This window comes from Vibrio sp. qd031 (assembly GCF_002100145.1).
Classification (GTDB): domain Bacteria; phylum Pseudomonadota; class Gammaproteobacteria; order Enterobacterales; family Vibrionaceae; genus Vibrio.
This window is the reverse complement of sequence record NZ_JXQD01000002.1, coordinates 56532-80669: the sequence shown is the minus strand read 5'-3', so window position 1 is coordinate 80669 and position 24138 is coordinate 56532. Positions and strand designations below refer to the sequence as shown.

The window sequence follows — 24138 nt, the reverse complement described above, 5'->3', positions numbered from 1 at the left end:
CGAAGTCGTAGTCGGCATTTGATGTAGTAAAACGAATTTAACCTCTGCTGCCCGTCAAAGTAAGCTGGACATCATCTTACAGTTCATACAGGCCCAATACTTTTTCTCTGACCCGTTCTAGTAGGTCGTCAACCTCAGTGTCCGATATTATGTCACGAGACAAAATAACACACTCATCACCTCCTAATCTTGCTGGGGTATGCGCATGATTTAATCGCACAGATAAAGGGACGATTCCGTCGTGTTAAGTAGGCCAAACATGACCGACATTAGTCAAACACGGATAGTTCGACCCTATAAAAATCAGTCGCCTAGTTACTGCTATATTATCAAGTACTATTAATTGTTCTGATTTAGCTATCTTTGATTGATATAGCCATGTCATCTCATTTTAATTGAGATAGCTAGCTCGACAGTACGAGCCGAATTACTCGCGCTTCAGTACATTAGCAAAGCACGCTATCAGCAGCCTACTATTTACAATATAAAATTAAGTTAACCAAAATTTATGGTTAAAGCGAATCATAGTTTGCAGTTCGTCGATATATGCTTGCCCACGCTCAGAGTACCGCTGTAGACCTTGTGATAGAGCAAGCGCGGCATCTGGACTCGTTAAATCACTTTGATTTAACATCATCTGCGCACGAATATCTCTCAACTCACTATAAGCTGCATTTCGATTAATATTCATTAAGTAGGCATTAACGGACTGCTGTGCACTGTCGAATTTAGCGACTTCGTGGGTTGCACCTTCAGGACGCTGCTCAGGGACCAAGCCACACCCTTTTGAAAAACACCATTGACCAAAGTAGTTGTTTGCTTGCACTGCAAACCTTGATGTTCCCCATGCTGACTCGTTGGCCGCTTGGGTAAGAATTAACGCTTCCGGAATAACATTCACGCGATGCAGCATCTCTTCTAACCAAGCATTATCGATTCCGCTTGCTGGAATTGGCCAGTTATAGCTATTGCCCAATCGAGCTAGATTGGCCTGCTGCTCCTTCGTTATAACCGCGTTATTTTTTATTGCGATTTTCGTGGCTGTCAGCAGTTCACGCTCAGCCACAATGCGTTTATTTTCAACGTCAACACTGACTCGCAGGTAGTCAAAAAATGCTTGCTTCTTTTCGGTTACTTCGCTGATAGCCGCAAAATTTGGCTTATCGTTGTCTACGGTTACGGTTTCGATTTCAATTTCGACAGGTGTCAGTTCGTGTGATATCGCCACAGCAGTATCTGAGCTTAAAAACGGGTAAACCATCATTGCCAATACTGACGAGAATACCGCAATTGGAAGTGCATTTTTTATCACAAATCGACCTTAAAATTAGCGCGGGTTGATAAACCCTTATTTTTCGAGCACGCATGGTATACAAAAATTGGTAACCACACTAGCCAATAAAAGGTAAATATTTGCAAACTTAACGACTACTACTGTCCGAGTACGATAAGTGTTTGGTTAGAGGGAGGTGAGTACATAAAGTCGTGTTTCGCGCTGTGGCCCTCGTTTATTGCGTCGACCGATTTTAACACTCGCGGTAAGGCCATCTATTCTCTTGGCCAAAACTCAAAGGCGACCCACTTTGTTTCGGCCTTTATGTGCATTCGTTTTTGCTTATGTGTTAATTTACGACCATGCTAATCAGACCTGCGTTGTTGGTTTTATATTACGCCACGAACAAGTCTTTACAGCAAATACCGGATAGTCTTAGAAACAGCAAACTCACACGCTGTTGCCAATTTAACCGTGCAAAGTACACAAAAATAGACCAAACTCATTCGGTTACTCATGCACTTCATCGATAGGAAGAATTACTATGAAACCTTTAAAATACGGTTTAATTGCTGCCGCAGCGCTGTTTACACTTACTGCCTGTGAATCTACGTATATGTCTGACTCAAAAGACAATAACAGCGAAATGAGCGAAAACATTGAACTACAACCTATCTCTTCGCTAATGGGTAAACAGGTTCGAGCCTATACAACTGGCTCACCACTTACTATGGATTTCAATGAAGAGCGAGTGAATATCGAGCTAGATAACGAAGGTAAAGTCATTCGTATTTGGAAGGGATAATCGTCCTACTTCAAAGTGAATTCAATTTGCACGGCATCCGTACAGGCGAGTCGTGTTTTTCGTGCAATTATTCACGCGTTGTCCAACCGTTAGCTCTTTACATTGCAGCAAGATATACAGCCATTACATTGATGTTAGCCTTTAAGTAGCCCTAATAGATAACGATAAAGTCAAACAACTGAAACTGCCGCAACAAGCTCACTCACGCATCCGAAAGTCCATTGTTGTTGGGACAATATCCCAAAGGGTATAGAGTGAATCTTATATGAACCAATTGTAATAGCAACAGAACACCGTTAGGTAGTGGCCAAGAAATTGTGGCCACTACTTATTACAACAGTACAAAATGCGCTTTTACCATAGAGAGGCATATTTATAATGGCTATCCAATGGACCACTAAACCAACGCCCGTTTAAGATAGTTTGGATAACATGCTGCTTGTCTTCTTCGAGTAGAGAACGATCGCTATCCATCAACGAGAGGATATCTGCGCTGGTCAGTGTGTTAGACTCGGCATAGATCACCGCATTATTTGGAGAAGCATCAAACACCAATTGTTGTGATGACTCAGCATCCCAACGCGGCCACTCGATGTACCCCGCTGCTGCAAGCTCTCCAGAGTGGACGAATTGCTTGAGGTATTCCCGAAACACGCGCGACAACTCTACCGAGCCTGGCTCGGCCAATACATCCGCAACATCGCCTTCAAAATACCCAGGAGCCTGTTGGGTCAATAAAGGTTTCCAAATCCCATGGTAATTACCAATCGTTGCGGCTTTTTGGCCCACAACCAACGGGTTATTGCCGACAGCGACGCTAGCAATATAGATAGGCGCTTCGTATGAGTCGGATATAGTTCGCGGGACCTCATGAGTGTTAAATTGGTGGTAAAATGCATTCCCATAGGTGTTCACAAACTGATATTGATTCCACAACGTTGGCGAGCCTTCATCCACTTTCCCCATAAACTCCTCCTCCCATTTCGAGAAGCTCGTAAACTCGTTTCGTTGGTCCCTGAGAGCAATAACAGAGGTACGGAGTTAAGCTCGTTTGAATCAAAACCGGCTTTAGGCAATACTTTACCGTCGGTATACAAGTGAGGGAAATGCGACATTCTAATCCCAGCGCCGGCCATTAGCTCCGCCAAGCGGCCTGAGTCAACTCTCATTAAATAACTGTGTACCTCATTATCGTCACTTAGCAACTAGCCGTAAGCTAGATAATTCCACGCTTGCAACATAGAACTGGAGTTCAACATGAGGAAAACTAACGTGTATGTCGAGAGTTTTTTCCACGTAAGGAAAGTTGGAACCATCCAATATGACCCCAGTGAGTTGTGAACTGTGAGCTAAAAAATGTCGCCTATTAATGTGTCCAGTCTAGCTGGTGCTGATCACTTCGAGCTAGATCTGCTCGTTAAACCCCAATCCCTGATAAGCATTGCCAGAGTGACACTTTTGTAACTGTTTGTTGATGACCTCTACAGTTTTTTTGCGGGAATACACCATGCAATCGGCACCATAATACTTAATGTTGAAGCCTATTAGGTTTCGGCCTTTGCTAACAAATAGAGACCGCTTTAATTTGAACCCACAAAGACATCCCTGCCTTGATACCAAGCAACCGAATCGAGCGTGTAGTCACAAAAGACTGCAGTTTAATGCCACTCGCTAACTCTAAGATTAATAACAATTCGCCTGTGCGATGAGACTCTACAATTTGATCTACTGTCGCTTCTAGGATATTTAAGATAGAAGAGTGTTTTGGATAGTCAATACATACGCTGACATCCGTTGCCAAGATCCTACATCGTACTTGGTCGCCAATTTTTTCATGACGTTTTGGTACATAAAGTATTGGCCCATCTTCAATTGATAGCAGCGTTATGTCATCAATTTCCTTTTTGACTACTTTGGTATCGAAAATCGCGCCACTTCGCTCACCAAACTGCGCACTAAACGTTGGATCACACAGAATGTCTACCGCCTTCCCCGATCGCGTGACCTGCCCGTTCGAAAACATCACCACATGGTCAGCTAACCTGGCTAATTCGTCTATAGAGTGCGTGACGTAAATAACCGGAATTGATAGCCGTTGATGGAGTTTTTCTAGGTAAGGTAAGATCTCGGTTTTGATTAAGTTATCCAGTGCCGATAGCGGCTCATCCATTAATAGCAGCTTGGGTGATGTCAATAAAGCTCTAGCGATAGAAACACGCTGCTTTTCCCCACCCGACAGTTGGTTAGGTCTACGTTCTAGAAGGCGAGTAATATTGAGCAATTCACAGACATCTTCAAGCTCGATTTGACGCTTTTGTTTGTCGATCCTTTTGTAGCCGTAGTTTAAGTTGTCAAATACCGATAAATGAGGAAACAGACTAGACTCTTGAAATACGTAGCCTATTTCCCTTGTATACGTTGGCATAAAGATGTTTCGTTCGCTGTCTTGCCAAACGCTGTCTCCTACGACGACACGCCCAGTCGCTGAGCGTTCAAGACCCGCTAATACTCTTAAGCAGGTGGTTTTCCCCGACCCTGAGTGACCGAATAACACGGTTACACCTCTTCTAGGCAGCGCCAAATTAGTGGCAAGTGTAAAACCGTCATAACTAAGATTTATCTGTAATTTAATTGGTAGCGAGTAAGATGGATCATTATCAAATTGCTGCATTGTGACGTTACTCATTAATCATGCTGTAGCGCTGATTAAGCCACTGCATCAAAAGTAAAGCGCAAAAAGAAAAAAGGACCATTCCCCCTGCGAGTATATGGGCCTTACCGTATTCCAACGCCTCAGCATGGTTGTATATTTCAACAGAAATAACCCTCGTCTTACCGGGTATATTACCGCCAATCATTAGTACCACTCCAAACTCTCCTAGTGTGTGACAAAACCCCATTACCATAGCCGAAAACACGCCAGGCCATGCTAATGGTAGAGAAACACTAAAGAAAGTATCAAGTGGCGAGGCACGGAGTGTGGCTGCCGCCTCTGCTGGCTGCTTACCAATTGATTCAAAAGCGTTTTGCAGTGGCTGTAACACAAAAGGCAAAGAGTGAACAATGCACGCAATGGCTATTCCAGCAAAGGAAAAAGGGAGTTGGCTAATACCCAGCGCTAGCATGGCTTTTCCCACTGGTCCGTTAGGCCCCATTAAAACCAACAAATAAAATCCTAGCACTGTAGGGGGCAATACCATTGGGAGCGTCAGTAACGCTGAAACCATGCTTTTATGCCTGTTGGTCGTTGTCGCTAACCACCAAGCTATGGGTATGGCAATAAGCAGCAACCAACTCGTTACCACTAGAGCGAGCTTTAGCGTTGTGGTAACTACCGTAATATCAATGTTGGCCATAGCACAGCCCCTACAAGTACCCAAATTCAGACATAATCTGCTTGGCTCTTGGTCCTTTTAAATAGTCAACAAACATGCTTACTGCGTTGTTGTCTATCGCTGCTGACAAAATTACCGCATTTTGCGCAATCGGCTGGTAGTAACTGCTTGGGATCACCCAAACCGACCCGTCAATAAACTCTCCATCTCGATATATCTGAGACATTGAGAGAAACCCCGCTTGCGCATTACCCGTGGTCACAAACTGATACACCACACTCAGGTTTTTTCCTTCCACCAATTTAGATTTCAAAGAAGCATAATCGTTGGTTTTTTCCATAACTTGTATTGCAGCCGCGCCATAAGGAGCCAGTTTCGGATTAGGCAGCGCTAAATAATGTATTCCTGCAGACGTCAATGAAGAAGCATCATTGCTTAGAAGAGAAGGATCCAACGACCAAAACACCAACTGTCCATACGCGTACGTGAAGGGGTGGATCGCAAGTCCCGCGTCCACAAGTTTCTGTGGCCTGGCGGCATCGGCAGAGAGAAAAACATCAAACGGCGCACCTTGCGTGATTTGTGCATACAACTGCCCGGTTGAGCCAGTGCTCACAATGAGTTCATCACCACTGTACTCTTTATAATCGATAGCTAACGCTTTAAGTGGGCCAAAAAAGTTGTTGGCCACTGCGACGCGAACCGTATCTGCGCTTACATTTAGTGACAACGTCACCATAGATAATGCAATGATAAATCTTAATTTCTTCAAACACATAGACACCTCTTCATCACTATGACGCTAATTGGCTTAGCCATTGACGTTGTATGTATGCCGTGGCTCTATCTTGATGCTTTTCTTCTAAATACGGATACACTTCATCAAAGCTCGCCACATAAGGCGCTTTCTTTTGCTCCCACTTAACAAGGTGGAAACCAACTTCTGTTTCAATCGGGTGACTAATTTGCCCCGCTTTTAGGTTGTAGAGCGCGTCTGTAATTTGCGGGAAGAGTTTCTCCTCCTCACACCAGCCCAAATGGCCACTTTCTACCGCACTTGGGCATTCTGAGTACTTCAGGGCGAGCTCCGAAAAAGGCGTTGTCTGAGAAAGTAAGAAGACAGACTTAATACGTTTTTCGGCATTAATACGAATATTGTCCTCAAACTCGTCGTTAATGGTGATCAAAATCTGATTGAGCTTCCAGGTGGTAGAGCGAGAAAAATTGAGCCTATGCTTTTGATAATACTCGAGGGCGTGCTCACGACTGAGTGCAGGAATATTCGCCGCGACAAGACCGAGCACTTTCTCACAATGGAGCTGCTCTTTAAGCGCGCGCTTATACCCCTCTTCGGTAATCGCTTGACTGCTTAACGCTGTATTAAATGCTTCTGTCGTATCAAAATTCTCCACACACTGTTGGAAAGCCTTTGACACTTCAAGCGCGTCAACCTGCACCTGCAGTGCTTCCTTTGAGGCTAGAATTTTTTGCTGTAACACTACAAGCTGGTTTGTTGCTACATCAACGTCTTTGCGCTGCTCTAAAGAAAGGAACTCTAAATTTAAACGATACTTTTCAGTCGCTATTTTTGCGTTAAGGTAACGCCGTTTTTGTTGCATATACATTGCGTTATCCATGACTGATTGCCCCCTGAATATGTAACGGCTTTTGCGGCAATGTAAGCACTTTTGCGTCTAGCCAAATCCGTTCATTGGCCACGTTAACTAAGTATTCGACACCGCCCGTTTCTAGATCCCTGAATACTCGATACACTTCAACCAAATCCCCTTTTTTTGCAATGATTTCGCCACGCATCTTTAACGACAGAGTTAATTGCGCTTGTTCTAGGGAGCGAAATTGGCAGGGTATCCACGGCAGCTCACTATCAATCACTTCGTTATCTCGAACCCCTACCGTTTTCTCTATGTCGGGAAAATAGATCTGATAGACCACTTGATCCTGCAAAAAATAGCCTGAACTTCTAATGATCCCTAACTCCCCCTCCTCTACCAGCAACTCACCCTTAGCGCTGTCCCTAAAACTGCCATCATTTCTAATGTTTCGGATCAGGCGTACCCTAGAACCATTAATAAAACGCGCTTTAAAACACTCCATGTCTTGTCCCCCCTTTAATCACAATCACTACAGCCATTGCATTGGCTTGCGGTAAATGACAATTCGTTACCACTAACGATTTGCCGGTAAGCAATGCGCAGTGCTTTTTGATACTCTTCAAACGTCGGTTCATCCTGCAACGAATCTAATATGTGGTGAAACATTCTCAGCAGCGGGATCCGTTTGCGTTGCAACACAACTGGGTCATACTCAACGTTCAAAAAGTCGCAAAACCCTTCAGCACTGACCAACTCACTCAATTGCGTACTTAATTCACTATTCATCGTCCGCTCCTCGATCAAACACTCGCGTTCTAACGCACTAAGCAAGGCTTATCTGCGCCAATCGATATAGGTCGGCTTCAGTAGGGATCGACTTATTGGACTCTGCCCAAAAACGCAAATTACCTCTTAGCAGCTCGCACTGAGCTTTTGACAGTTCAATCCCTAATTGCTTGTATACGGTAGAGATTGCTGTATTACCCGAATGCTTCCCAAGCACCACCGAGTGTTGCCGACCGACCAACTGTGGCGAAAATCCTTGATAGTTATGTATGTCTTTGACCAACCCATCGACATGGATACCAGACTCATGAGTAAACACACTGCCTCCTACAATGGCTTTTTGCGGCCCTGTAACTCGGCCACAGGTTTGATTGACAAGCTCACACAGGGTCGGCAGCGCATGTAAATTGATACCACTGTCAGCTTTTCCTAATACCGACAAGGCTACTGCGACTTCCTCTAGCGCAGCATTGCCCGCTCGCTCTCCCAACCCAACCACAGTTGTATTTACCGAGTTGGCTCCGGCTTCGATCGCCGCAAGTGTATTGGCTGTTGCTAATCCCAGATCGTTGTGGGCGTGCATCTCAATCGATAGGTCACTGTGTCGATTTAACGCCTCGATATATAGAGAAGTAGTTTGCGGATCAAGCACGCCTAATGTATCGGCGAATCGCATACGTTTTGCTCCAGCACCCTGTGCGACATCAGTAAGTCTGAACAACAGGTCAATATCGGCCCGTGACGCGTCTTCCATACCGAGACAGACATTAAAACCGTAATCGACGGCAGTTTTGATCTGGTCGCTCACATGAGAGAAATATTCCCTGTGCGATAAAAAACTTAACTTATGCGTTATCTGCTGCCCAGAGGCCGGGATAGAAAGATCTAACCAGTGCAATCCTATGCCGCGCGCAGCTTCAATATCACTGCGATGCATTCGGCACCAAGCCATGGATTTTGCCGTAGTCAGCGACTCAGTTATGGTTGCAATGGTCTCTTGCTCATGTCGACCCATTACTGGAATGCCTATTTCGAGCTCTTTTATCCCTATACTTTCTAAACCCAGGGCTATCGCGACTTTTTCATCGCGGGTAAAAGCCACACCGGGGCTCTGTTCGCCATCGCGTAATGTGGTGTCGTTAATGGTGACGTGTTTGTGGTTACTCATGCTACCCGCCCCTTTATCCGTAAGCAGGGTTAAAGCTTGCTTCACTACCAACATTGTCGCGGCTATTCCAATAAGGCGACATGCTCCTTAAACGCTCGACAATAGGAGGTAGATGCTCTAACACATGATCAATATCGTCATCTTGAGTGAAACGCGATAACGAAAAACGTAACGTTCCATGGGCCGCTGTGAGAGGGATTGCCATTGCTTTCATTACATGTGATGGCTCTAACGAGCCTGAGGTACAGGCAGAGCCCGACGATGCGGCAATGCCTACATGGTTCATCATTAATAAAAGCGCTTCTCCCTCTATATACTCCACAGCAATATTGGCGGTATTGGGCACTCTTTCTAAAGGGTTACCTGTGACAAAGGTATTGGGTATGCGGGCTAAAATACCTTTCTCCAGCCTATCTCGCATCATGGCAATTCGGCTAATGTCGGCGTCGAGCGAAATCTCGGCCAGCTCCGCCGCTTTTCCTAGTCCTACAATCGACGCGCAGTTTTCAGTGCCTGCACGACGTCCTCGCTCTTGATGACCTCCCCTAAAGAGCGGGCGAAAGCGTGTACCGCGTCTAAGGTACAGCGCCCCAACGCCTTTAGGGGCGTGAAATTTGTGTCCTGACAAACTTAACAGGTCAATGTCCGTCAACTTTACATCAATGGGGTATTTACCTAATACCTGTACCGCATCAACATGCACTTGCGCACCAACGCTCTTCGCAAGCCTTGCCACTTGGGCTGCGGGGAAAAGAGTGCCTGTTTCGTTATTGGCCCACATGATGCTGACTACCGCCACTTTGTCACTTAACACGCGTTTTAGCTCGTTAAGATTCAATCGACCACGGCCATCGACACCGATGTAATGCACTGTGTAGCCCTTACGTTCCATGTGTTGGCACAACTCTAACGTCGCGGGGTGCTCTACCGCAGTGGTGACGATCTCTTTTCGATCAGGCAGCGCTTCTAATGCGGAATAGATCGCTGTTGCAGTTGCTTCGGTAGCGGAAGAGGTAAAAATGATCTCAGAAGAGTATTGTGCCCCCACTAACGATTGCACCTGTTCTCGAGCGGTTTCAACCGCCATACCCACTGTAGCGCCCTGTTGATGAATCGAAGATGGGTTTCCATAAAACTCACTCAAATAGGGCATCATTGCCTTTAATACTGCAGGATCAATTTGGGTGGTGGCATTGTTATCTAGATAAACTGTTTTTAGCTCTGAATGGTGCATTTCATTGAGGTTATCCATAGGTAGCCTCCTTAGTCAAAGCGCCACTTTGCACTGGGAACACCGTAATTGATTCACCTATGGCTGCGCTTATTTTGCTCTCGATACTGGCGAGTGTGAGTCCCGATAATCCACAACCACTACAGGCGCCTGATAAGTGCACGAACACCATGTCATCTTCCACATCAACCAGTGCAATATCCCCCCCATCTGCCACGATGCCTGGTCTAGCCTCATCCAGCACTTTTTCAATGATTGCGATTCTCTGCTTACTCTGATCATCGTTTACAGCTTCAAAGGTTTCTGGAATGGCAGTGCTTTGCGATTCTGCGCTTTGCACAGCAGAAACAGGATTGTCCAACACGCACTCCTCTAAAACCCATTCAATTTTTTCATGGCAAGATGAACACGCTCCACCCGCTTTGGTGTAGTTGATCACTTCTTCTAGGGTCGTCAAATTATTCGCAGCCACGATGCGCTTTATCATCAGATCATCAATGGCAAAACACTTACAAATTAACTCGCCTTCCTCGTGATCATCCTCAATGCTTTCCCCTCGATAGTCTGCGATGGCAGCATTAAGCGCCTCCATGCCCATAACTGAACAGTGCATCTTCTCTGGTGGCAACCCATCTAGGTATTCGGCAATATCGTTGTTCGTTACTGCTAGTGCTTGTTCAATGGTCTTGCCAATAATGATCTCTGTTAGCGCTGACGATGAGGCAATGGCACTGCCACAACCAAAGGTTTGAAAGCCTGCATCCGTTATTACTTCGGATTCTTTATCAATCTGTAAGCTAAGGCTTAGCGCATCACCACAACTCAGCGAACCGACATCGCCTTTGGCACTCGCATTATCAATCTGTTTGGCATTTCTCGGTTGAAAAAAGTGGTCTTTGACCTTGTCTGAGTAATTCCACATAAGCACTCCTTGCTAAAGGGCATCTCACAACTGAAGACGCGTATAAAAGCTAAGTTGCAAACATCAGACCCAAACAGAGTCTCCTTATAATTAATTGAAATAAAAAGAGAATATTCTCCACACCTAATAAATATCACCAAGCGTACAAAGAATGATCAGCCAATTGTCATGAAACAGATAATTGAATTGTTAGAAAACGGACAAAGCCAAAGCGGATAGCTTATACCCTAAGCAGCTCACCCCGGTACAATCCCCCTAGTACCATGTACTCTCTTTCCCCGCTTAGAGTGCCCGGTAGAAGTGAATCGAAACAGATTATTTTATAGCGTGGCACGTCCACCTTGACCACTTGCGTACCAAACTGCAGCGCCAGCTCAGGATCCCCTGTCATTGAACTTAGGTTGTTGAACAAGTAGACCGGTTCTTCATTGATGGTTCGCGTTGGTAACTTCGAAAACCCTCTATACAGGGTGAGGTGGTCAACTGAAGAATAGCGGGTACCCAGCTCCAATTGACAGTAATAGTAGAGAAAGTCGATCTGCGAGAAGAGCTCGTCACTATTGAGCAAATAGTAGCCACTGAGACTGGCGTAATGGTCATAGCGATCGCTGTCTGGCTCGAGTAACTCCATATTGTGATAGCGTGTTAACAAGCCAAAGCGAGACTCAACCCAGGAACGAAGCACTGCACCTTGCTGATTGCCTGAGTCAAACAGCCAACCGATTAATATTTTTCGATAGGTTGATGAATTGCTAACCTCACCATCGTCGCAGACGTTGGGGTTATACACTTGGTAACGTTCGCTCATTGCACGATGAAAATGCTCAACCCTATCGTTTATTGACGACAGCTTCATGCACCTTTTCCGAAACTCGCGCAGCCAAGGTTCAAGGGTATATATATACAGTGGTACCGGGATAGATTGATAAGCAAGGCTTGCCAGCAAGATTGAAGGAAGGTTGCAATGGTTAAAAGGCAGCGTGATCGTTTTAAGAAACCGTCGTTCTTGTTCACTCTGCCTATAATGTAACTGGCCTGTCACCACCGTTTTTACCGATTACACGGACTGTTGTGTACTGGGTTCGAAACTGTGGCAATTTTTCGGACACACTTTAGCGCATGACCCACAGCCGATACAGTCTAGGTTGTCTTTTATTGCCATCACCATCATCACTTGATCATCGTCGTAATCGTCATAGAGATCATCGTCTTCATCTAGCTCTTCTTTTTCGATAAGATCAAATACATCTCGTGAACAAACTTTAAAACAGCGTCCACAGCCAATACAGCTAGAAGCGTTTAACGCATCGATAAATTGTGGGTCCCAAGGGGTTCCTCCACGAGTATAGCCTTTGATGGTTGTCATACATTCTCCTTGTGGTAGTTACCACTCTTCGTCCATTAATTGTGACAGCCTCTCGCTGTCTGGTGTCGGTCTAACGCCCTGGTTATGTTTTTGCCCTTGCAAACCGCTATGCGCTTTTAGCGCACGCTTAACCCACCCCATTGGCTCACCTAATAATTGTTGTTGAAGCCCAGAGATCAATGAGTGAATATCGGTATCAAGGTGGACTTTTATAGGATTGATTCCATTTTCTAGTAGCTGGCGAATAGCCGACACACCGCAAGCATTACAATATATTGCGCTGCAATTGAGCTCAGACAGATCTGAAATACGAGTGGGTAACTTTGCGTGCCTATCTTCATCGACACTACAATATTCAACCGCTTCTAATAACGACCATTGTGTTGCATCGACGTTATAGATCATCACGCAACGTGCACTACCAAAATGCTGATCGACGTGGCGCCTATCCTGTGTCGCAAACGCAACGATTAAGTTTGGCTCACCGTTGCTAGGTTTAGGCTCAACAGACAATTTACGCCTAGTGTTTAGCATAGCGCGCTCCCTTGTCGTTGGGATGTAGGTCTTACTTGTTCGGCATTAAAGCGATATATGCTTTGGTGTGGTGATACAGTGTGTTGGTTGTGCATCACCTTATTTGCGAGTGCAAATAGGCGTTCACGGCTGCCTTCATAGCCAATCTGCTTGATGTCCATGTTCCCAAACTGGTCATGACAAGGGAATCCAGCTCGCAATACCGGTACATCGGGCTCGTAGATATTCGCCGCGTGCGAGTTGCTAATTATCGCGTCAACCTCGTCACCCTCTTGCGCTAACATTGAAAGGTCGCCCACCATCAAGGTCTTCGCCTCGATAGTCTTGACTCCTGAAGTATCTATGGTTGTTACTAACCGTTCAATATCCACACCGACACTGCGCAAAAGAGCGCTATACCCAAGCGCAAGATCGGGCTCTAAACCGAGCGACATCCTCGACGAAGATAAGAAAAAATGCGTATCGACCATTGCGTCTTGAAGACGTTTACGCTGTAGAGTGATCCATTGCGGTACCGGTTTATCTGATAGCTCAGCAAGAGCCATGATTAAGTTATCTGTTTGATCTATTCCCATGCACATCTGACTTTCAATGATAGGGATCGAAAAACATTTGTTGAGCCATCTTGCGGTTGGCATCATCGATTCGCCGACAACAATGGTCGCAGCGCTATTTGAGATCTGCTCAACCTCTTGCAGCGAGGTTCCTCCCATACTGGTCGACACAAACTCTTCAGATCCCATATGACCGTCTAGTGAAAGAGAAATATCTGGTACAAATACCGCCTTTAGATCAAACGCCTCCACATAGCGTTTTAAGGTCTCGATATCTGCGCCACTGAGACCAACCGAGCAAAGAACGGTCACCTGCTTTTTCTCACTTTGATGCCGAACCGGTGGTTTGACAACCTGCCTCACTACTCGGTCAACAGCGTGAGCAAAACCGGTTTGCATTGAGCCGCTAAAGTCTGGCGTATTCATCGGAACGATATGGGTCGATATAAAGTGGGGGTGAGCTTTTTTAAATTCTACAATGACTCGGGCTAAATCTGTGCCTTGCATCTCGGTCAGCCCCGTAGTCATTACTGCAACCAGCTCTGGTGAATGTTTCTCACACAGTAATAAAAGCGCTTCGAACAGGTTTTCATCACCGCCCATAACGGCCGATATATGGTCAATGGCGGTGTTTTGAATGGGAATAGGCTCTCTAAAATGGGAAATTAAAAATACTTTGCTAAATGCCGCGCAGCCTTGAGCACCGTGCAGAAGGGGTATGGTCTCTCTAAAACCAAGAGCCGCTACCGCAGCGCCCGTTGCAGCACTGGTTTTAAGTGGTTGAGTCGCAAGTGGGACTCTCTGTTTAATGAGTTTGCTCATATCACGCTCCTTGCACCTTAGTGACCACAGTGTCAGCAATTGAATGATTTACACTGCGTGTGGATTCGTCCGACATTTTTGTTAACTCCCAAGGCGGCCAACTTCGAGCTGCATGCCATACTGGGCTTTCAATGGTTCTACACAGCTCTTTTGCTAAGGTGATCATTCCTTCGTAACCTGCATAGGCATGTTCGCGCTCCTGATTAATGTGCAGAAAGGGAATAGGCGCTTTCATCGCGGTATACATATTTCGTCCACCAGCGATTAACACGTCCGCTTGCTGCTCATGGTAGACATTGAGCAACACTTTAGCTCCCCCCTCTTCCAGCATCAGCGCTTCTTCTCCCATAATATCGATGATCCGGTTTTTATCTGCTTGAGTCGATTTGCGCGTCCCTGTTGCAACCGTTGTTACGCCAATATCTGCTAACGCCGACACAATCGACCACGACTTTACCCCACCGGTGTACAGCAATGCTTTTTTCCCAGCGAGTCTCTCGGCATAAGGTGCCAATGCCTTGCGTACTCTGGTTTCCTCTCGCTTAATGAGTTGCTCCGTATGCTCGCTCAAGCGTTCATCATTTAGCATGCTCGCAAATTGGCGAAGCGCTTGAGAGGTATCTTCAATGCCATAAAAGCTCCCCTCGAACCAAGGGATCCCCCACTGTTCTTGAAGTTTACGTGCGACGTTAATTTGAGCGCGAGAGCAAACCACCATGGAAACATCGGCACGATGCATGGTTTGCACTTGATGAAAGTGAGTATCACCCGCTAAACAGCAAAGTACGCGCAAGCCTAATTCTTCGAGAAGAGGCGATACATGCCAAAATTCACCAGCAATGTTGTATTCCCCGATAAGTACAATGTCGTGCACGCGCCGTGAAGTGTCATGCTTCATCGCGGGCTTTGGTGGAGGCTCGGCACTCCCTACCACTTGCCTGAGCATCACTTCACCCGCAATTCGGTTGCCTAAGTTTTTATTGCCGTAAAACCCTGCGCTGTCGACATGAACAACCGGTAGACCAAATCGTTGCTCGGCAAGGGCGCAAATCGACTCTACATCATCCCCTTCTAGTGCCGGCACACAGGTCGTGTAAACGAATACCGCGGGGGGATTGTGCTCGTCGATCAATTGCTTTATCCCGTGGAGCAACCTTTTTTCCGAGCGACCCATGATCACATCTTGCTCATTAAGATCGGTTGTAAATCCCAGACGAAATAAGTTACTGCCGTTGGCTTTTGTACCTCGATTATTCCAACTGTTACCCGCACACCCTATTGGGCCATGGACTATATGTCCGACATCGGCAATAGGCAGTAAGCTGATTTGCGCGCCATCAAAGGTACAGCCCCCCGCCGTTGCTCCAGGTATAGGGCGGCTGCATCCACTTTTTTCACCTGCGTTGTGTTCACAGGCGGGTTCATCCTGCAGTACCCGAATTTCCGATTGTTTCATAGTGCCTCCTGCACTTAAGGAACGTCCTTATCGTTACTGCAAATCTAAAGCCACTTACTAACCAACTGTAAATATTAGATTTTTTAACTTTGTTGACATAGCAGTGCATAGTTTTGTCGTAAAACAAACAAATCTACCAACGCCACTAGTCACCATGCTTCGCGTAGTGCAATAACCACTCCGCGGTAATTGGAAATATCAAACGTTAGCCCTAGGCATCCGTTTCCGGCCGATAGTAGATGAAGATCAAAATGGTCAAAGGTAACAAATGGTTCACGCTCAGCAGTGTCATCTTCGGAGCAGAGCGTAAACCTAAGATGCGGGTAGTCTTGTCTAAGCGAGCTAAGACTTTTTTCATCAATATCAGAGATTCGACTAAGTCGACGACCTATTATCTCTATCTCAGTCGTTGACTCAGCATCAGGGCTACCTTGGTTGTTTACCTCAGTCATACCAAACTCCTATGACTCACAAAGCAGCAATTTCTGGATCCACGGCGGTGGATTACTTCTGATCACACCTGATAGATCGCCTAATAGAGTATCGACGTGAGTCTCTACTGTTTTTTTAATGGGATGGATGTTGGCACGTGTTACCTTCGCCGCTGCTGGGCCACCGATGGATAAGGTAAACAGCATGTGACAATCCTTAATGAGCGCTAAGTTAGCGTCGGTTCGCTTTTCGCCTCGTTGTGTCCCGTCAATTTCTCTAACATCCACTAGTTGACTCTCTAGTGCGTTTACTTCGTAGACTAAAAAGCGCAAACAGGACCCAAAGTGGCCATCTAGGGTCTCTCCCTGATTTGACGTCACCGCGACTTTCAGTTTGGCGCCGCTCAAAGGGCCTTTATTGCTTGGTTTTGGCGGTTGTTGAAGGGTGATCTCTTGGCTAGTCAATACCGCGAGCGCCTGATTGACTGCTTGGTTGTTGACTCGTTTATCGACTGAAGAAACTAATATACGAAACGACTTTGGTGACAGCGACATCAACTTTTGCGCTGAAAGAGGCTCTCCCAAATGTTGTATTAGCAGGCCCAAAAACGACTTGGTCCCCAACTCAGGCAACGATTTTGACGCCATAGAGATACGAAGTGCGACTTCATTAGACAGTTGTAAATCCATGTTTTAACTCTCCTTCTAAGCTATTTTGATAGTTGCAGTACTGTAAGTGGGACTAGGCAGCAACAAGCCGTTTTGCCCTAAAGCTAATCGGGAGCTTGGGCCTGGCCGCCATCGGCTCAATAAAGTAAACGGCGCCATTGGCTAAATGCACTTCTCCGCCCCATTTGCTCTCTTCATCAAACTCAAATTTTGTCACTAATTCTTCAAGATCTTTCTTAGGCAAATACAAGCTAAGTTGCCCTTGTTCGTTACGCTGTATCATGACATTGGCCATGGTGCTCTCCTTATGTGAGGGAGTGACTCTGTTATGGAAAAGTTTCCATGGTAATGACCATGGAAACTTTGCTCGACTCACCGTTATACGTTAGCGTACAAGGTCAAACCCGAAGTCGGTTTTGCCAAGATCACTGGTTTCTCGGTCCAATTTAGCGAGCACTTCGTTAACCAAAGTCGTTAAAATGTACATCGCACCTTCGTAGCCTAATGTCGTACTACGATGCAGGTGATGGCGGTCAAAAATTGGGAACCCAATTCGCACCAACGGCACTTCAAACTCTGCGCCTTTCGCTTTGGTGTCACGTTCGATAAATTTGCCATAAGAGTTACCGATCATCAGATCAGGTTTATCGGTGAACACCAACGAACGGAAGTGCCACAAATCTTTGCCCACAAACACTTCAGCATTTTCGCCATAGGGAGTTTCAGCAAGCTGAGCTTCCATTTTTTTGCGCCAGCGTTTGTTACCGTTATGACACAACACATGCTTGATTTCGCACCCTAATTCCGTGAGAAACTTACTCATGCCTAGCAGATAATCTGGATCGCCGTACAAAGAAATACTCACCCCATGCAACCAAGAGTGGGAGTCAGTCATCATATCGACAAGACGGCCGCGCTCCTTGGTGATTGAGTCTGGTATCGGTTTACCTGACAGCTCCGCCATAGTCATCACAAAATTGTCGGTCCACTCCAGTCCCATTGGGATGGTGGTCTCTGGGATAGCTTGTTTCCAAGTTTTACCGATGATCTTTTTGGTTTTCGTTAAATGCTCTGGCTGAAGAAGCACAGTCGCTTTAGCCGCGGGTGCTGACTTAACGGCATCAATGGGGGTTCCTCCATCGTACATCCGATACTCACCGTCAGCGGGTGTATCGAGCACCTCCGACGGATCGCACAAGTAGTTGTAATCAATATCCATTTCATCAAGCATTCGTTGGATAACACGGTAGTTTCCTAAGTACGTTTCAAAACCTGGGACGATATTTATTGTGCCACTTGTTTCAGCTTGTTCATCTAACGTTTTCGAAGGATTAAAATAGGTTAAAAATCCTGCAAACATGTTGTCCCAACCAGTAAGGTGGCTACCCACAAAACTTGGGGTATTAGCATAAGGAGTCGGAAGATCTTCCGGGATATAGCCACCGGATTTCGCATTACCGGTAAAGGCGTTTAAATCATCACCTATCACTTCAGCCATGCAGGTCGTAGACAGTGCGATCACTTCTGGCTTATAGAGGGCCAGTGAGTTTTGTAGACCATAAAACATGTTGTCTTGGCCACCAAATACGGCCGCGTCTTCAGTCATAGAGTCTGATACACACGCGATGGGCTCTTTAAAATGTCGGTTAAAGTAGCTTCGAAAATACGCGACACACCCTTGCGAGCCGTGGACATAGGGCAGAGTTTTTTCAAAGCCTAATGAGCATAAAACCGCGCCTAATGGCTGGCAGGCCTTTGCTGGGTCAATGGTGACGTGTTTTCGTTGAAAGTTGAGCTCTTTATATTCTTCCGTTGTCGTCCACTCAAAGGTCTCTTTTACCTTTTGTGCGTCAACGGAATCTTCATGAACAGTACGCTTTGATTTAAACATCTCCTGATATTCAGGTTGTTTAAACAAGTCGTAACCCGTTTTGATATCGTCGATCTTCTGAGTCATAATTTTTCTCCTACCGTGCCACTAATCTGTGAACGCCGGTTCGGTTTGACTATGATGGCTACCTTGATCCGATGATCTAGGTTCCACCTTTCATTGATTGGTTTGCGATCACAACGCTAGTGATCACGCAGTTTTAGCCAATGGCTCGTCAGACTCTTGCTCTTTTAGCCAAGGTGCTTTAACCGCACTCCAACAAGGATTGTTAATGGTTAAATCCATATCGCGCGCAAAAATCGCAAAGCCGTCCACCCCGTGATAAGGGCCGGAATAATCCCAACTGTGCATTTGACGGAAAGGAAAACCCATTTTCTGGAACACGTATTTCTCTTTGATGCCTGAGCCTACGAGATCGGGATTAAGTTTTTTCACAAACTCTTCCAATTCAAATGAGGAGGCATCGTCAAACAACAACGTGGCGTCCTTTAGCTCGGGAGTGGTTTTCACATAGTCATCATTGTGGGCAAATTCATACCCTGCACCGACTATCTCCATCCCTAAGTCTTCATAAGCACCGATGATATGACGAGGCCTTAGACCACCGACGTACAACATGACGCTCTTACCGGTTAATCGAGGCTTATACTTGTCGATCACGGCTTGCCACTGCTCGCGGTAACGTTGAATAACTGTTTCAGTTTGGGCTTTAATTTTATCGTCAAAGTATTCCGCTATTTTACGCATCGACTCTTCGATTTTTGTCGGTCCAAACAAGTTGTATTCAATCCATGGCACACCATTTTTCTCTTCCATATGACGAACGATGTAGTTCATGGATCGATAACAGTGGACGAGATTGAGTTTCACTTTTGGGGTGTTTTCCATCTCAGCAAGCGTGCCATCCCCAGACCACTGAGCCACTACGTTTAGGCCCATATCTTCGAGGATGATCCTCGATGACCAAGCGTCACCTCCAATGTTGTAGTCACCAATAATCGCAACGTCATAGTCGCCCGCTTCAAACTCACGCTCGTCAGATTTTGACAGTACATGGTCACGAATGGTGTCGTTAGCAATATGGTGTCCAAGGGATTGAGACACACCGCGAAACCCTTCACAGCGGACAGGTACAATTGTTTTGCCAATCTCTTCCCCCTTGATTTTAGCCACAGCCTCTATGTCGTCACCAATCAGGCCTACTGGACATTCCGACTGCACCGAGATCCCTTTAGAAAGAGGAAAAAGGGTTTCCAGCTCATCAATCGCACCAGAGAGTTTTTTATCACCACCAAACACGATATCGCGCTCTTGAAAATCAGTGGTAATGTTTAGGGTGCCAAAACTGTCCACACCTGTAGTACCTGTGTAATAGTTACGGCGTCCAGCGCGCGAATATTGCCCACACCCCACCGGACCGTGTGAGATATGCAACATATCTTTTACTGGGCCCCACACCACGCCTTTCGAACCTGCATAGGCACAGCCGCGTACTGTCATCACACCAGGCAAGGATTTACGGTTTGAAGTGATGCACTTTCCTTCGCCAGCTTGGTCATTTACACCGAGATGTTTTGCGCGATCTTCGCGAGCAACCTCTGGGTATACTTCCAATACCTCGTCAATCAAGGCTTGGGCTTGTTCTTTATTCATCGACATTTCTGCCTCCTTGTTTCAGGCTACTGCTACCTTTTGACAGCAATAGATTTCAAACAACCATCGGTGGTCTATGCGACTTCCGCTGCAGCCTTACCAATAATGCTTTCGTCTTCGACTTCCATGATGCCGAATTCCATTAATAGGTCTTCGAGTTCGTCCATGGTTGCAGGGTTAGGGATTACGAACTTGTCATTAGCGATCACTTTTTTCGCTAAAGTACGGTATTCATCGGCTTGACCGCAGGTTGGGTCGTACTCAATCACCGTCATGCGACGAATTTCTGCACGCTGAACAATGTTGTCACGAGGGACAAAGTGGATCATTTGGGTGCCGATTTTTTCTGCTAACGCAATGATCAGCTCATCTTCACGGTCGGTGTTTCGCGAGTTACAGATAAGTCCAGCTAGACGCACGGTACCCGAAGTAGCGTATTTACAAATACCTTTAGAGATATTGTTTGCCGCGTACATCGCCATCATTTCGCCCGACACGACGATGTAGATCTCTTCCGCTTTGTTTTCGCGAATCGGCATTGCAAATCCACCACATACCACGTCCCCAAGTACGTCGTAGAAAACAAAATCTAAGTCTTCTTCGTAAGCACCTTCTTCTTCCAAGAAGTTGATGGCCGTGATCACGCCGCGTCCAGCACAACCCACACCTGGCTCTGGACCACCGGACTCAACACAGCGTACATCGCCGTAGCCAACCTTAAGCACATCTTCCAGTTCGATGTCTTCCACAGTGCCCGCTTCTGCCGCCATTTCCATAATGGTATTTTGAGCTTTAGAATGGAGAATCAAACGTGTTGAATCCGCTTTTGGGTCACAACCGATGATCATTACTTTTTTGCCTGCTTCAGCCAGTGCTGCCACTAAGTTTTGAGTCGTGGTAGATTTGCCGATGCCACCTTTTCCGTAAATTGCACATTGACGAATTGCCATAATGGTTCCCTCCGTAGGATGTTAAAAAAACAATTCATAACTACTAGTGCGAAATACAGGCCAAGCGCGACGATCTCTGTAAGTAACTGTATTTAAGCGGTTATTTTGATTAATAGACAAATACAGACAGTACAATAATCAGACAATTCGGTTGGTTTTGTTCGCTACCGAACAAAGATGTTAAAGCTTTAACACACTAAATTGTTTTACTGTTGAGCATAAAAAAAGGCCTTAAGGCCCGTTTTATTAAGATATGCTCTTTAAGAAGATGAACTTTCTGGCAGCGCAATACTGTGTGTGGTTGGAGCAAGGCTACACGGCATGGATGCCGTGTTTGAGCCATCATGGAAGATTTAACGGCGACTTGCGGAAATCACACACAGTATTGTGCTAAGTGTGACACTTAATGCGAACCTCCAACTATGGAAGCGTAGCGTTATTGTTATAGTCCCATTTCAGCCGTGATCATCTCAACCCAATGAGCAACGCGCTCATCACTCATCGAGGATTGGTTGTCTTTATCGATAACCAATCCGACAAATTTGTCGTCTTCAACCGCTGTAGACTCATTAAACTCATAACCTTCCGTCGGCCAGCGTCCAATTATGTCAGCGCCACACTCAACGACACAGTCGTAAAGCTCGCCAAGGCCATCAACAAACTCATCCGGATAATTAACTTGATCGCCTAGTCCGAATAACGCCACTTTTTTACCGGACAGATCAATTTCTTCGAAATTGGGGGCAAACTCTTCCCAACTTTCAGCTTGGCAATCAGCGCTTAACCCCGGAAGTAGTCCCTCTCCGTAGGTGGGTGTTCCCATAACCAGATAGTCGTATTGATCGAATGCGCTCGCGTCTACTCGATTTATATTTAACGGTTTATCGGCATTCTCGTCACCCAGTTGTTTAAAAATCTGTTTAGCGATTTTTCGAGTGCTGCCTGAATCTGTTCCAAAAAAAATACCTACTTTTGACATGGTGTTCTCCTTTACCATTCCTTGAACCTGTGACGTCTTTGTCTATTAAACTCGCCCACACAACTAAACGTGCAAATACCAAACCAAAAATAAAGCACTGTATTTAAAGGAATAAATCACAGTACTTAATGGGTTGTTGGACAATTTGTAATAAACAAGACAATCAATCGTCATCCTCGTCATCGGGTGTCCAGGTGATAGGACGATAGATCTCTACTCGATCCCCTTCCGTTAACGTGGCCTCTAGTGAAGAGAGCTTGCCAAAAATGCCTACTTTTTGGCTTTCAAGATCGATATGTGGATACATACTGAGTATTCCTGCGCTGTGAATGGCAGTCATCACCGTCGCATTTTCTTCTATCTCAACCGGAAGCCAAGTTTGTTCTTCAGCTTGGGCATACACAACACTTACTTTCATCGCTTTGCTCCTAGTGAGTGGCTACAGCTTGTAGTTGTCGGTTTTTGATAATCAACTCAAATTTCTGTTTCACACCTAACAGTGCACCTAATACTAAAAAGCCCCCAGGGGGTAAAATGATCAATAGCAGTCCTCGATACTCCGGTATCACGGTTATTTCTAAAAATGAACTCCATTCACCAAGTAGCAAACTTGCGTTGGCAAACAAAGTACCGCTGCCTATCACTTCACGAATGCCACCCAGTACGGTTAACACCCAGGTAAAACCAATGCCCATCGCTATGCCATCCACCAACGAAGGCATCACATTCGACTTGCTGGCGAACGACTCCACCCGCCCTAGAATGGCGCAGTTGGTCACGATTAGAGGGATAAACAACCCAAGTACTTTGTGTAATGGATGCAACCAAGCATTAAGTGCAAAATCCGTTAGCGTAACTAGAGTGGCAATTATCACTACATTGACAGGTATTCTCACCGCTTTACTGATCCAGTTTTTACCAAGAGACACCAGCACGTTTGACGCTATCATGACTGCTGTCGTCGCTAAACCCAGCCCCAAGCCGTTTGTGGCACTGCTTGTCACCGCTAAAAGGGGACAGAGCGCAAGAGACTGGTTTAACACAATATTGTTTTTCCAAAGCCCCTCTTTAAAGATGTGTGAGTAGTTATTCATCAACATTCTCCTGCTCATTTTGTAGGGCTAACAGTGCATGATGCACCCCGTTAACAACACTTCTTGGTGTAATGGTTGCGCCAGAAAATTGGTCAAACTCGCCACCGTCTTTTTTAACCTTCCATATCGCTGTATTAGCCAGTGATCGTTCATTAAAGCTTAAGATCCAGTCGCTCTTTTCGACCTCAATTTTATCCCCAAGCCCCGGAGTTTCAGTGTGACTTAACACCCTGACCCCCTCTATTTGTCCACTACTATCGACGCCGATTAAAAACCGTATTTCACCGCTATACCCTTCTCTACCTCCGCTAATCACATGGTGCGTTATCTCACCTTGCTCGCCTTTTACTGGGTATAAGGTAAAATTCTCTCCTGCGTATTCAACCAGCCGCCCCTCGTCAAACACTTTGTTGGTAAACGTCTTCCCATTAAGGATTTGCGAAAGCAGTCTGTTCTGATCTTGCTCCACTTGATACTCAATGATCGGTGCAGTTATTGACTGCACCGAAACGACTAGCGCCGCTGCAACTCCTGCGCAAACAGCTAGAAGCACACTTTGATAAGGAATATTTGCCTTCCACTGCTCTAATGTTGTTTTCATATTGA

Annotated in this window: 27 protein-coding genes; 1 reads left to right on the top strand and 26 read right to left on the bottom strand. The window is 45.8% G+C overall.

The window, feature by feature from the left end; all coding sequences use genetic code 11:
• Positions 1 to 490: 490 nt before the first annotated feature.
• On the bottom strand, positions 491 to 1312 hold the full coding sequence (locus ST37_RS01345; RefSeq protein ID WP_143698090.1) for a glucosaminidase domain-containing protein: 822 nt from the start codon (positions 1310 to 1312) through the stop codon (positions 491 to 493).
• A gap of 505 nt (positions 1313 to 1817) precedes the next feature.
• Between ST37_RS01345 and ST37_RS01340 the strand changes: the two genes are divergently transcribed.
• Positions 1818 to 2078: an I78 family peptidase inhibitor gene (locus ST37_RS01340; protein WP_084882895.1), complete on the top strand. Its 261-nt coding sequence runs from the start codon at positions 1818 to 1820 to the stop codon at positions 2076 to 2078.
• 354 nt (positions 2079 to 2432) lie between these two features.
• Here ST37_RS01340 and ST37_RS01335 read toward each other — a convergent pair whose 3' ends face one another.
• The 25 genes from ST37_RS01335 to rsxG form a co-directional block, all read right to left on the bottom strand.
• Complete coding sequence (locus ST37_RS01335; protein WP_084882892.1) at positions 2433 to 3044, bottom strand: hypothetical protein; 612 nt, start codon at positions 3042 to 3044, stop codon at positions 2433 to 2435.
• A gap of 595 nt (positions 3045 to 3639) precedes the next feature.
• Positions 3640 to 4764 (bottom strand): molybdenum ABC transporter ATP-binding protein, encoded by a 1125-nt coding sequence (modC, locus tag ST37_RS01330; RefSeq protein WP_084882890.1) that lies wholly within the window; start codon positions 4762 to 4764, stop codon positions 3640 to 3642.
• Entirely contained in the window at positions 4757 to 5434 is a 678-nt protein-coding gene (modB, locus tag ST37_RS01325; RefSeq protein WP_084882887.1) for a molybdate ABC transporter permease subunit, read from the bottom strand. The genes modC and modB overlap by 8 nt, the downstream gene beginning before the upstream one ends.
• Before the next feature lie 10 nt (positions 5435 to 5444).
• On the bottom strand, positions 5445 to 6185 hold the full coding sequence (modA, locus tag ST37_RS01320; protein ID WP_242426179.1) for a molybdate ABC transporter substrate-binding protein: 741 nt from the start codon (positions 6183 to 6185) through the stop codon (positions 5445 to 5447).
• 22 nt (positions 6186 to 6207) lie between these two features.
• Positions 6208 to 7050 carry a peptidylprolyl isomerase gene (locus ST37_RS01315; RefSeq protein ID WP_084882882.1) on the bottom strand — a complete coding sequence of 281 codons (843 nt, stop codon included), beginning with the start codon at positions 7048 to 7050 and terminating at the stop codon, positions 6208 to 6210.
• The gene (locus ST37_RS01310; protein WP_084882879.1) at positions 7043 to 7528 is read right to left on the bottom strand and encodes a nitrogen fixation protein NifZ; all 486 of its coding nucleotides are present in this window, start codon (positions 7526 to 7528) and stop codon (positions 7043 to 7045) included. Before ST37_RS01310 ends, ST37_RS01315 begins: the two co-directional genes overlap by 8 nt.
• A 14-nt stretch (positions 7529 to 7542) precedes the next feature.
• Positions 7543 to 7812: a nitrogenase-stabilizing/protective protein NifW gene (locus ST37_RS01305; RefSeq protein WP_084882876.1), complete on the bottom strand. Its 270-nt coding sequence runs from the start codon at positions 7810 to 7812 to the stop codon at positions 7543 to 7545.
• 37 nt (positions 7813 to 7849) lie between these two features.
• Positions 7850 to 8980: a homocitrate synthase gene (gene nifV, locus ST37_RS01300; protein WP_084883442.1), complete on the bottom strand. Its 1131-nt coding sequence runs from the start codon at positions 8978 to 8980 to the stop codon at positions 7850 to 7852.
• Positions 8981 to 8993: 13 nt separating this feature from the next.
• Entirely contained in the window at positions 8994 to 10232 is a 1239-nt protein-coding gene (gene nifS, locus ST37_RS01295) for a cysteine desulfurase NifS (protein WP_143698089.1), read from the bottom strand.
• Complete coding sequence (gene nifU, locus ST37_RS01290) at positions 10225 to 11133, bottom strand: Fe-S cluster assembly protein NifU (protein ID WP_084882873.1); 909 nt, start codon at positions 11131 to 11133, stop codon at positions 10225 to 10227. The genes nifS and nifU overlap by 8 nt, the downstream gene beginning before the upstream one ends.
• A gap of 220 nt (positions 11134 to 11353) precedes the next feature.
• Positions 11354 to 12175 carry an NAD(+)--dinitrogen-reductase ADP-D-ribosyltransferase gene (locus tag ST37_RS01285; RefSeq protein WP_172400903.1) on the bottom strand — a complete coding sequence of 274 codons (822 nt, stop codon included), beginning with the start codon at positions 12173 to 12175 and terminating at the stop codon, positions 11354 to 11356.
• 15 nt (positions 12176 to 12190) lie between these two features.
• On the bottom strand, positions 12191 to 12499 hold the full coding sequence (gene fdxB / locus ST37_RS01280) for a ferredoxin III, nif-specific (protein WP_084882868.1): 309 nt from the start codon (positions 12497 to 12499) through the stop codon (positions 12191 to 12193).
• Positions 12500 to 12517: 18 nt separating this feature from the next.
• Entirely contained in the window at positions 12518 to 13033 is a 516-nt protein-coding gene (locus ST37_RS01275) for a NifB/NifX family molybdenum-iron cluster-binding protein (RefSeq protein WP_084882865.1), read from the bottom strand.
• Positions 13027 to 14409, bottom strand: coding sequence for a nitrogenase iron-molybdenum cofactor biosynthesis protein NifN (gene nifN / locus ST37_RS01270; protein WP_084882862.1), 1383 nt, complete (start codon positions 14407 to 14409; stop codon positions 13027 to 13029). Before nifN ends, ST37_RS01275 begins: the two co-directional genes overlap by 7 nt.
• 1 nt (position 14410) lies before the next feature.
• Positions 14411 to 15865 (bottom strand): nitrogenase iron-molybdenum cofactor biosynthesis protein NifE, encoded by a 1455-nt coding sequence (nifE, locus tag ST37_RS01265; protein WP_084882859.1) that lies wholly within the window; start codon positions 15863 to 15865, stop codon positions 14411 to 14413.
• A 149-nt stretch (positions 15866 to 16014) separates the two neighbouring features.
• The gene (locus ST37_RS01260; protein WP_084882857.1) at positions 16015 to 16317 is read right to left on the bottom strand and encodes a DUF6129 family protein; all 303 of its coding nucleotides are present in this window, start codon (positions 16315 to 16317) and stop codon (positions 16015 to 16017) included.
• 9 nt (positions 16318 to 16326) lie between these two features.
• The gene (locus ST37_RS01255; protein ID WP_084882854.1) at positions 16327 to 16986 is read right to left on the bottom strand and encodes a NifB/NifX family molybdenum-iron cluster-binding protein; all 660 of its coding nucleotides are present in this window, start codon (positions 16984 to 16986) and stop codon (positions 16327 to 16329) included.
• A gap of 52 nt (positions 16987 to 17038) precedes the next feature.
• Positions 17039 to 17260, bottom strand: a complete 222-nt coding sequence (gene nifT / locus ST37_RS01250; protein WP_084882851.1) for a putative nitrogen fixation protein NifT — start codon at positions 17258 to 17260, stop codon at positions 17039 to 17041.
• 90 nt (positions 17261 to 17350) lie between these two features.
• Entirely contained in the window at positions 17351 to 18922 is a 1572-nt protein-coding gene (gene nifK / locus ST37_RS01245) for a nitrogenase molybdenum-iron protein subunit beta (protein WP_084882849.1), read from the bottom strand.
• Between the two features lie 123 nt (positions 18923 to 19045).
• Complete coding sequence (nifD, locus tag ST37_RS01240) at positions 19046 to 20515, bottom strand: nitrogenase molybdenum-iron protein alpha chain (RefSeq protein ID WP_084882846.1); 1470 nt, start codon at positions 20513 to 20515, stop codon at positions 19046 to 19048.
• Between the two features lie 68 nt (positions 20516 to 20583).
• Entirely contained in the window at positions 20584 to 21459 is an 876-nt protein-coding gene (nifH, locus tag ST37_RS01235) for a nitrogenase iron protein (RefSeq protein WP_084882843.1), read from the bottom strand.
• Between the two features lie 442 nt (positions 21460 to 21901).
• Positions 21902 to 22438 (bottom strand): flavodoxin, encoded by a 537-nt coding sequence (locus ST37_RS01230; RefSeq protein ID WP_084882842.1) that lies wholly within the window; start codon positions 22436 to 22438, stop codon positions 21902 to 21904.
• 163 nt (positions 22439 to 22601) lie between these two features.
• The gene (locus ST37_RS01225; RefSeq protein WP_084882839.1) at positions 22602 to 22856 is read right to left on the bottom strand and encodes an RnfH family protein; all 255 of its coding nucleotides are present in this window, start codon (positions 22854 to 22856) and stop codon (positions 22602 to 22604) included.
• 10 nt (positions 22857 to 22866) lie between these two features.
• Positions 22867 to 23532 (bottom strand): electron transport complex subunit E, encoded by a 666-nt coding sequence (locus ST37_RS01220; protein WP_143698088.1) that lies wholly within the window; start codon positions 23530 to 23532, stop codon positions 22867 to 22869.
• On the bottom strand, positions 23525 to 24133 hold the full coding sequence (gene rsxG / locus ST37_RS01215; protein WP_084882834.1) for an electron transport complex subunit RsxG: 609 nt from the start codon (positions 24131 to 24133) through the stop codon (positions 23525 to 23527). Before rsxG ends, ST37_RS01220 begins: the two co-directional genes overlap by 8 nt.
• Positions 24134 to 24138: the final 5 nt, after the last annotated feature.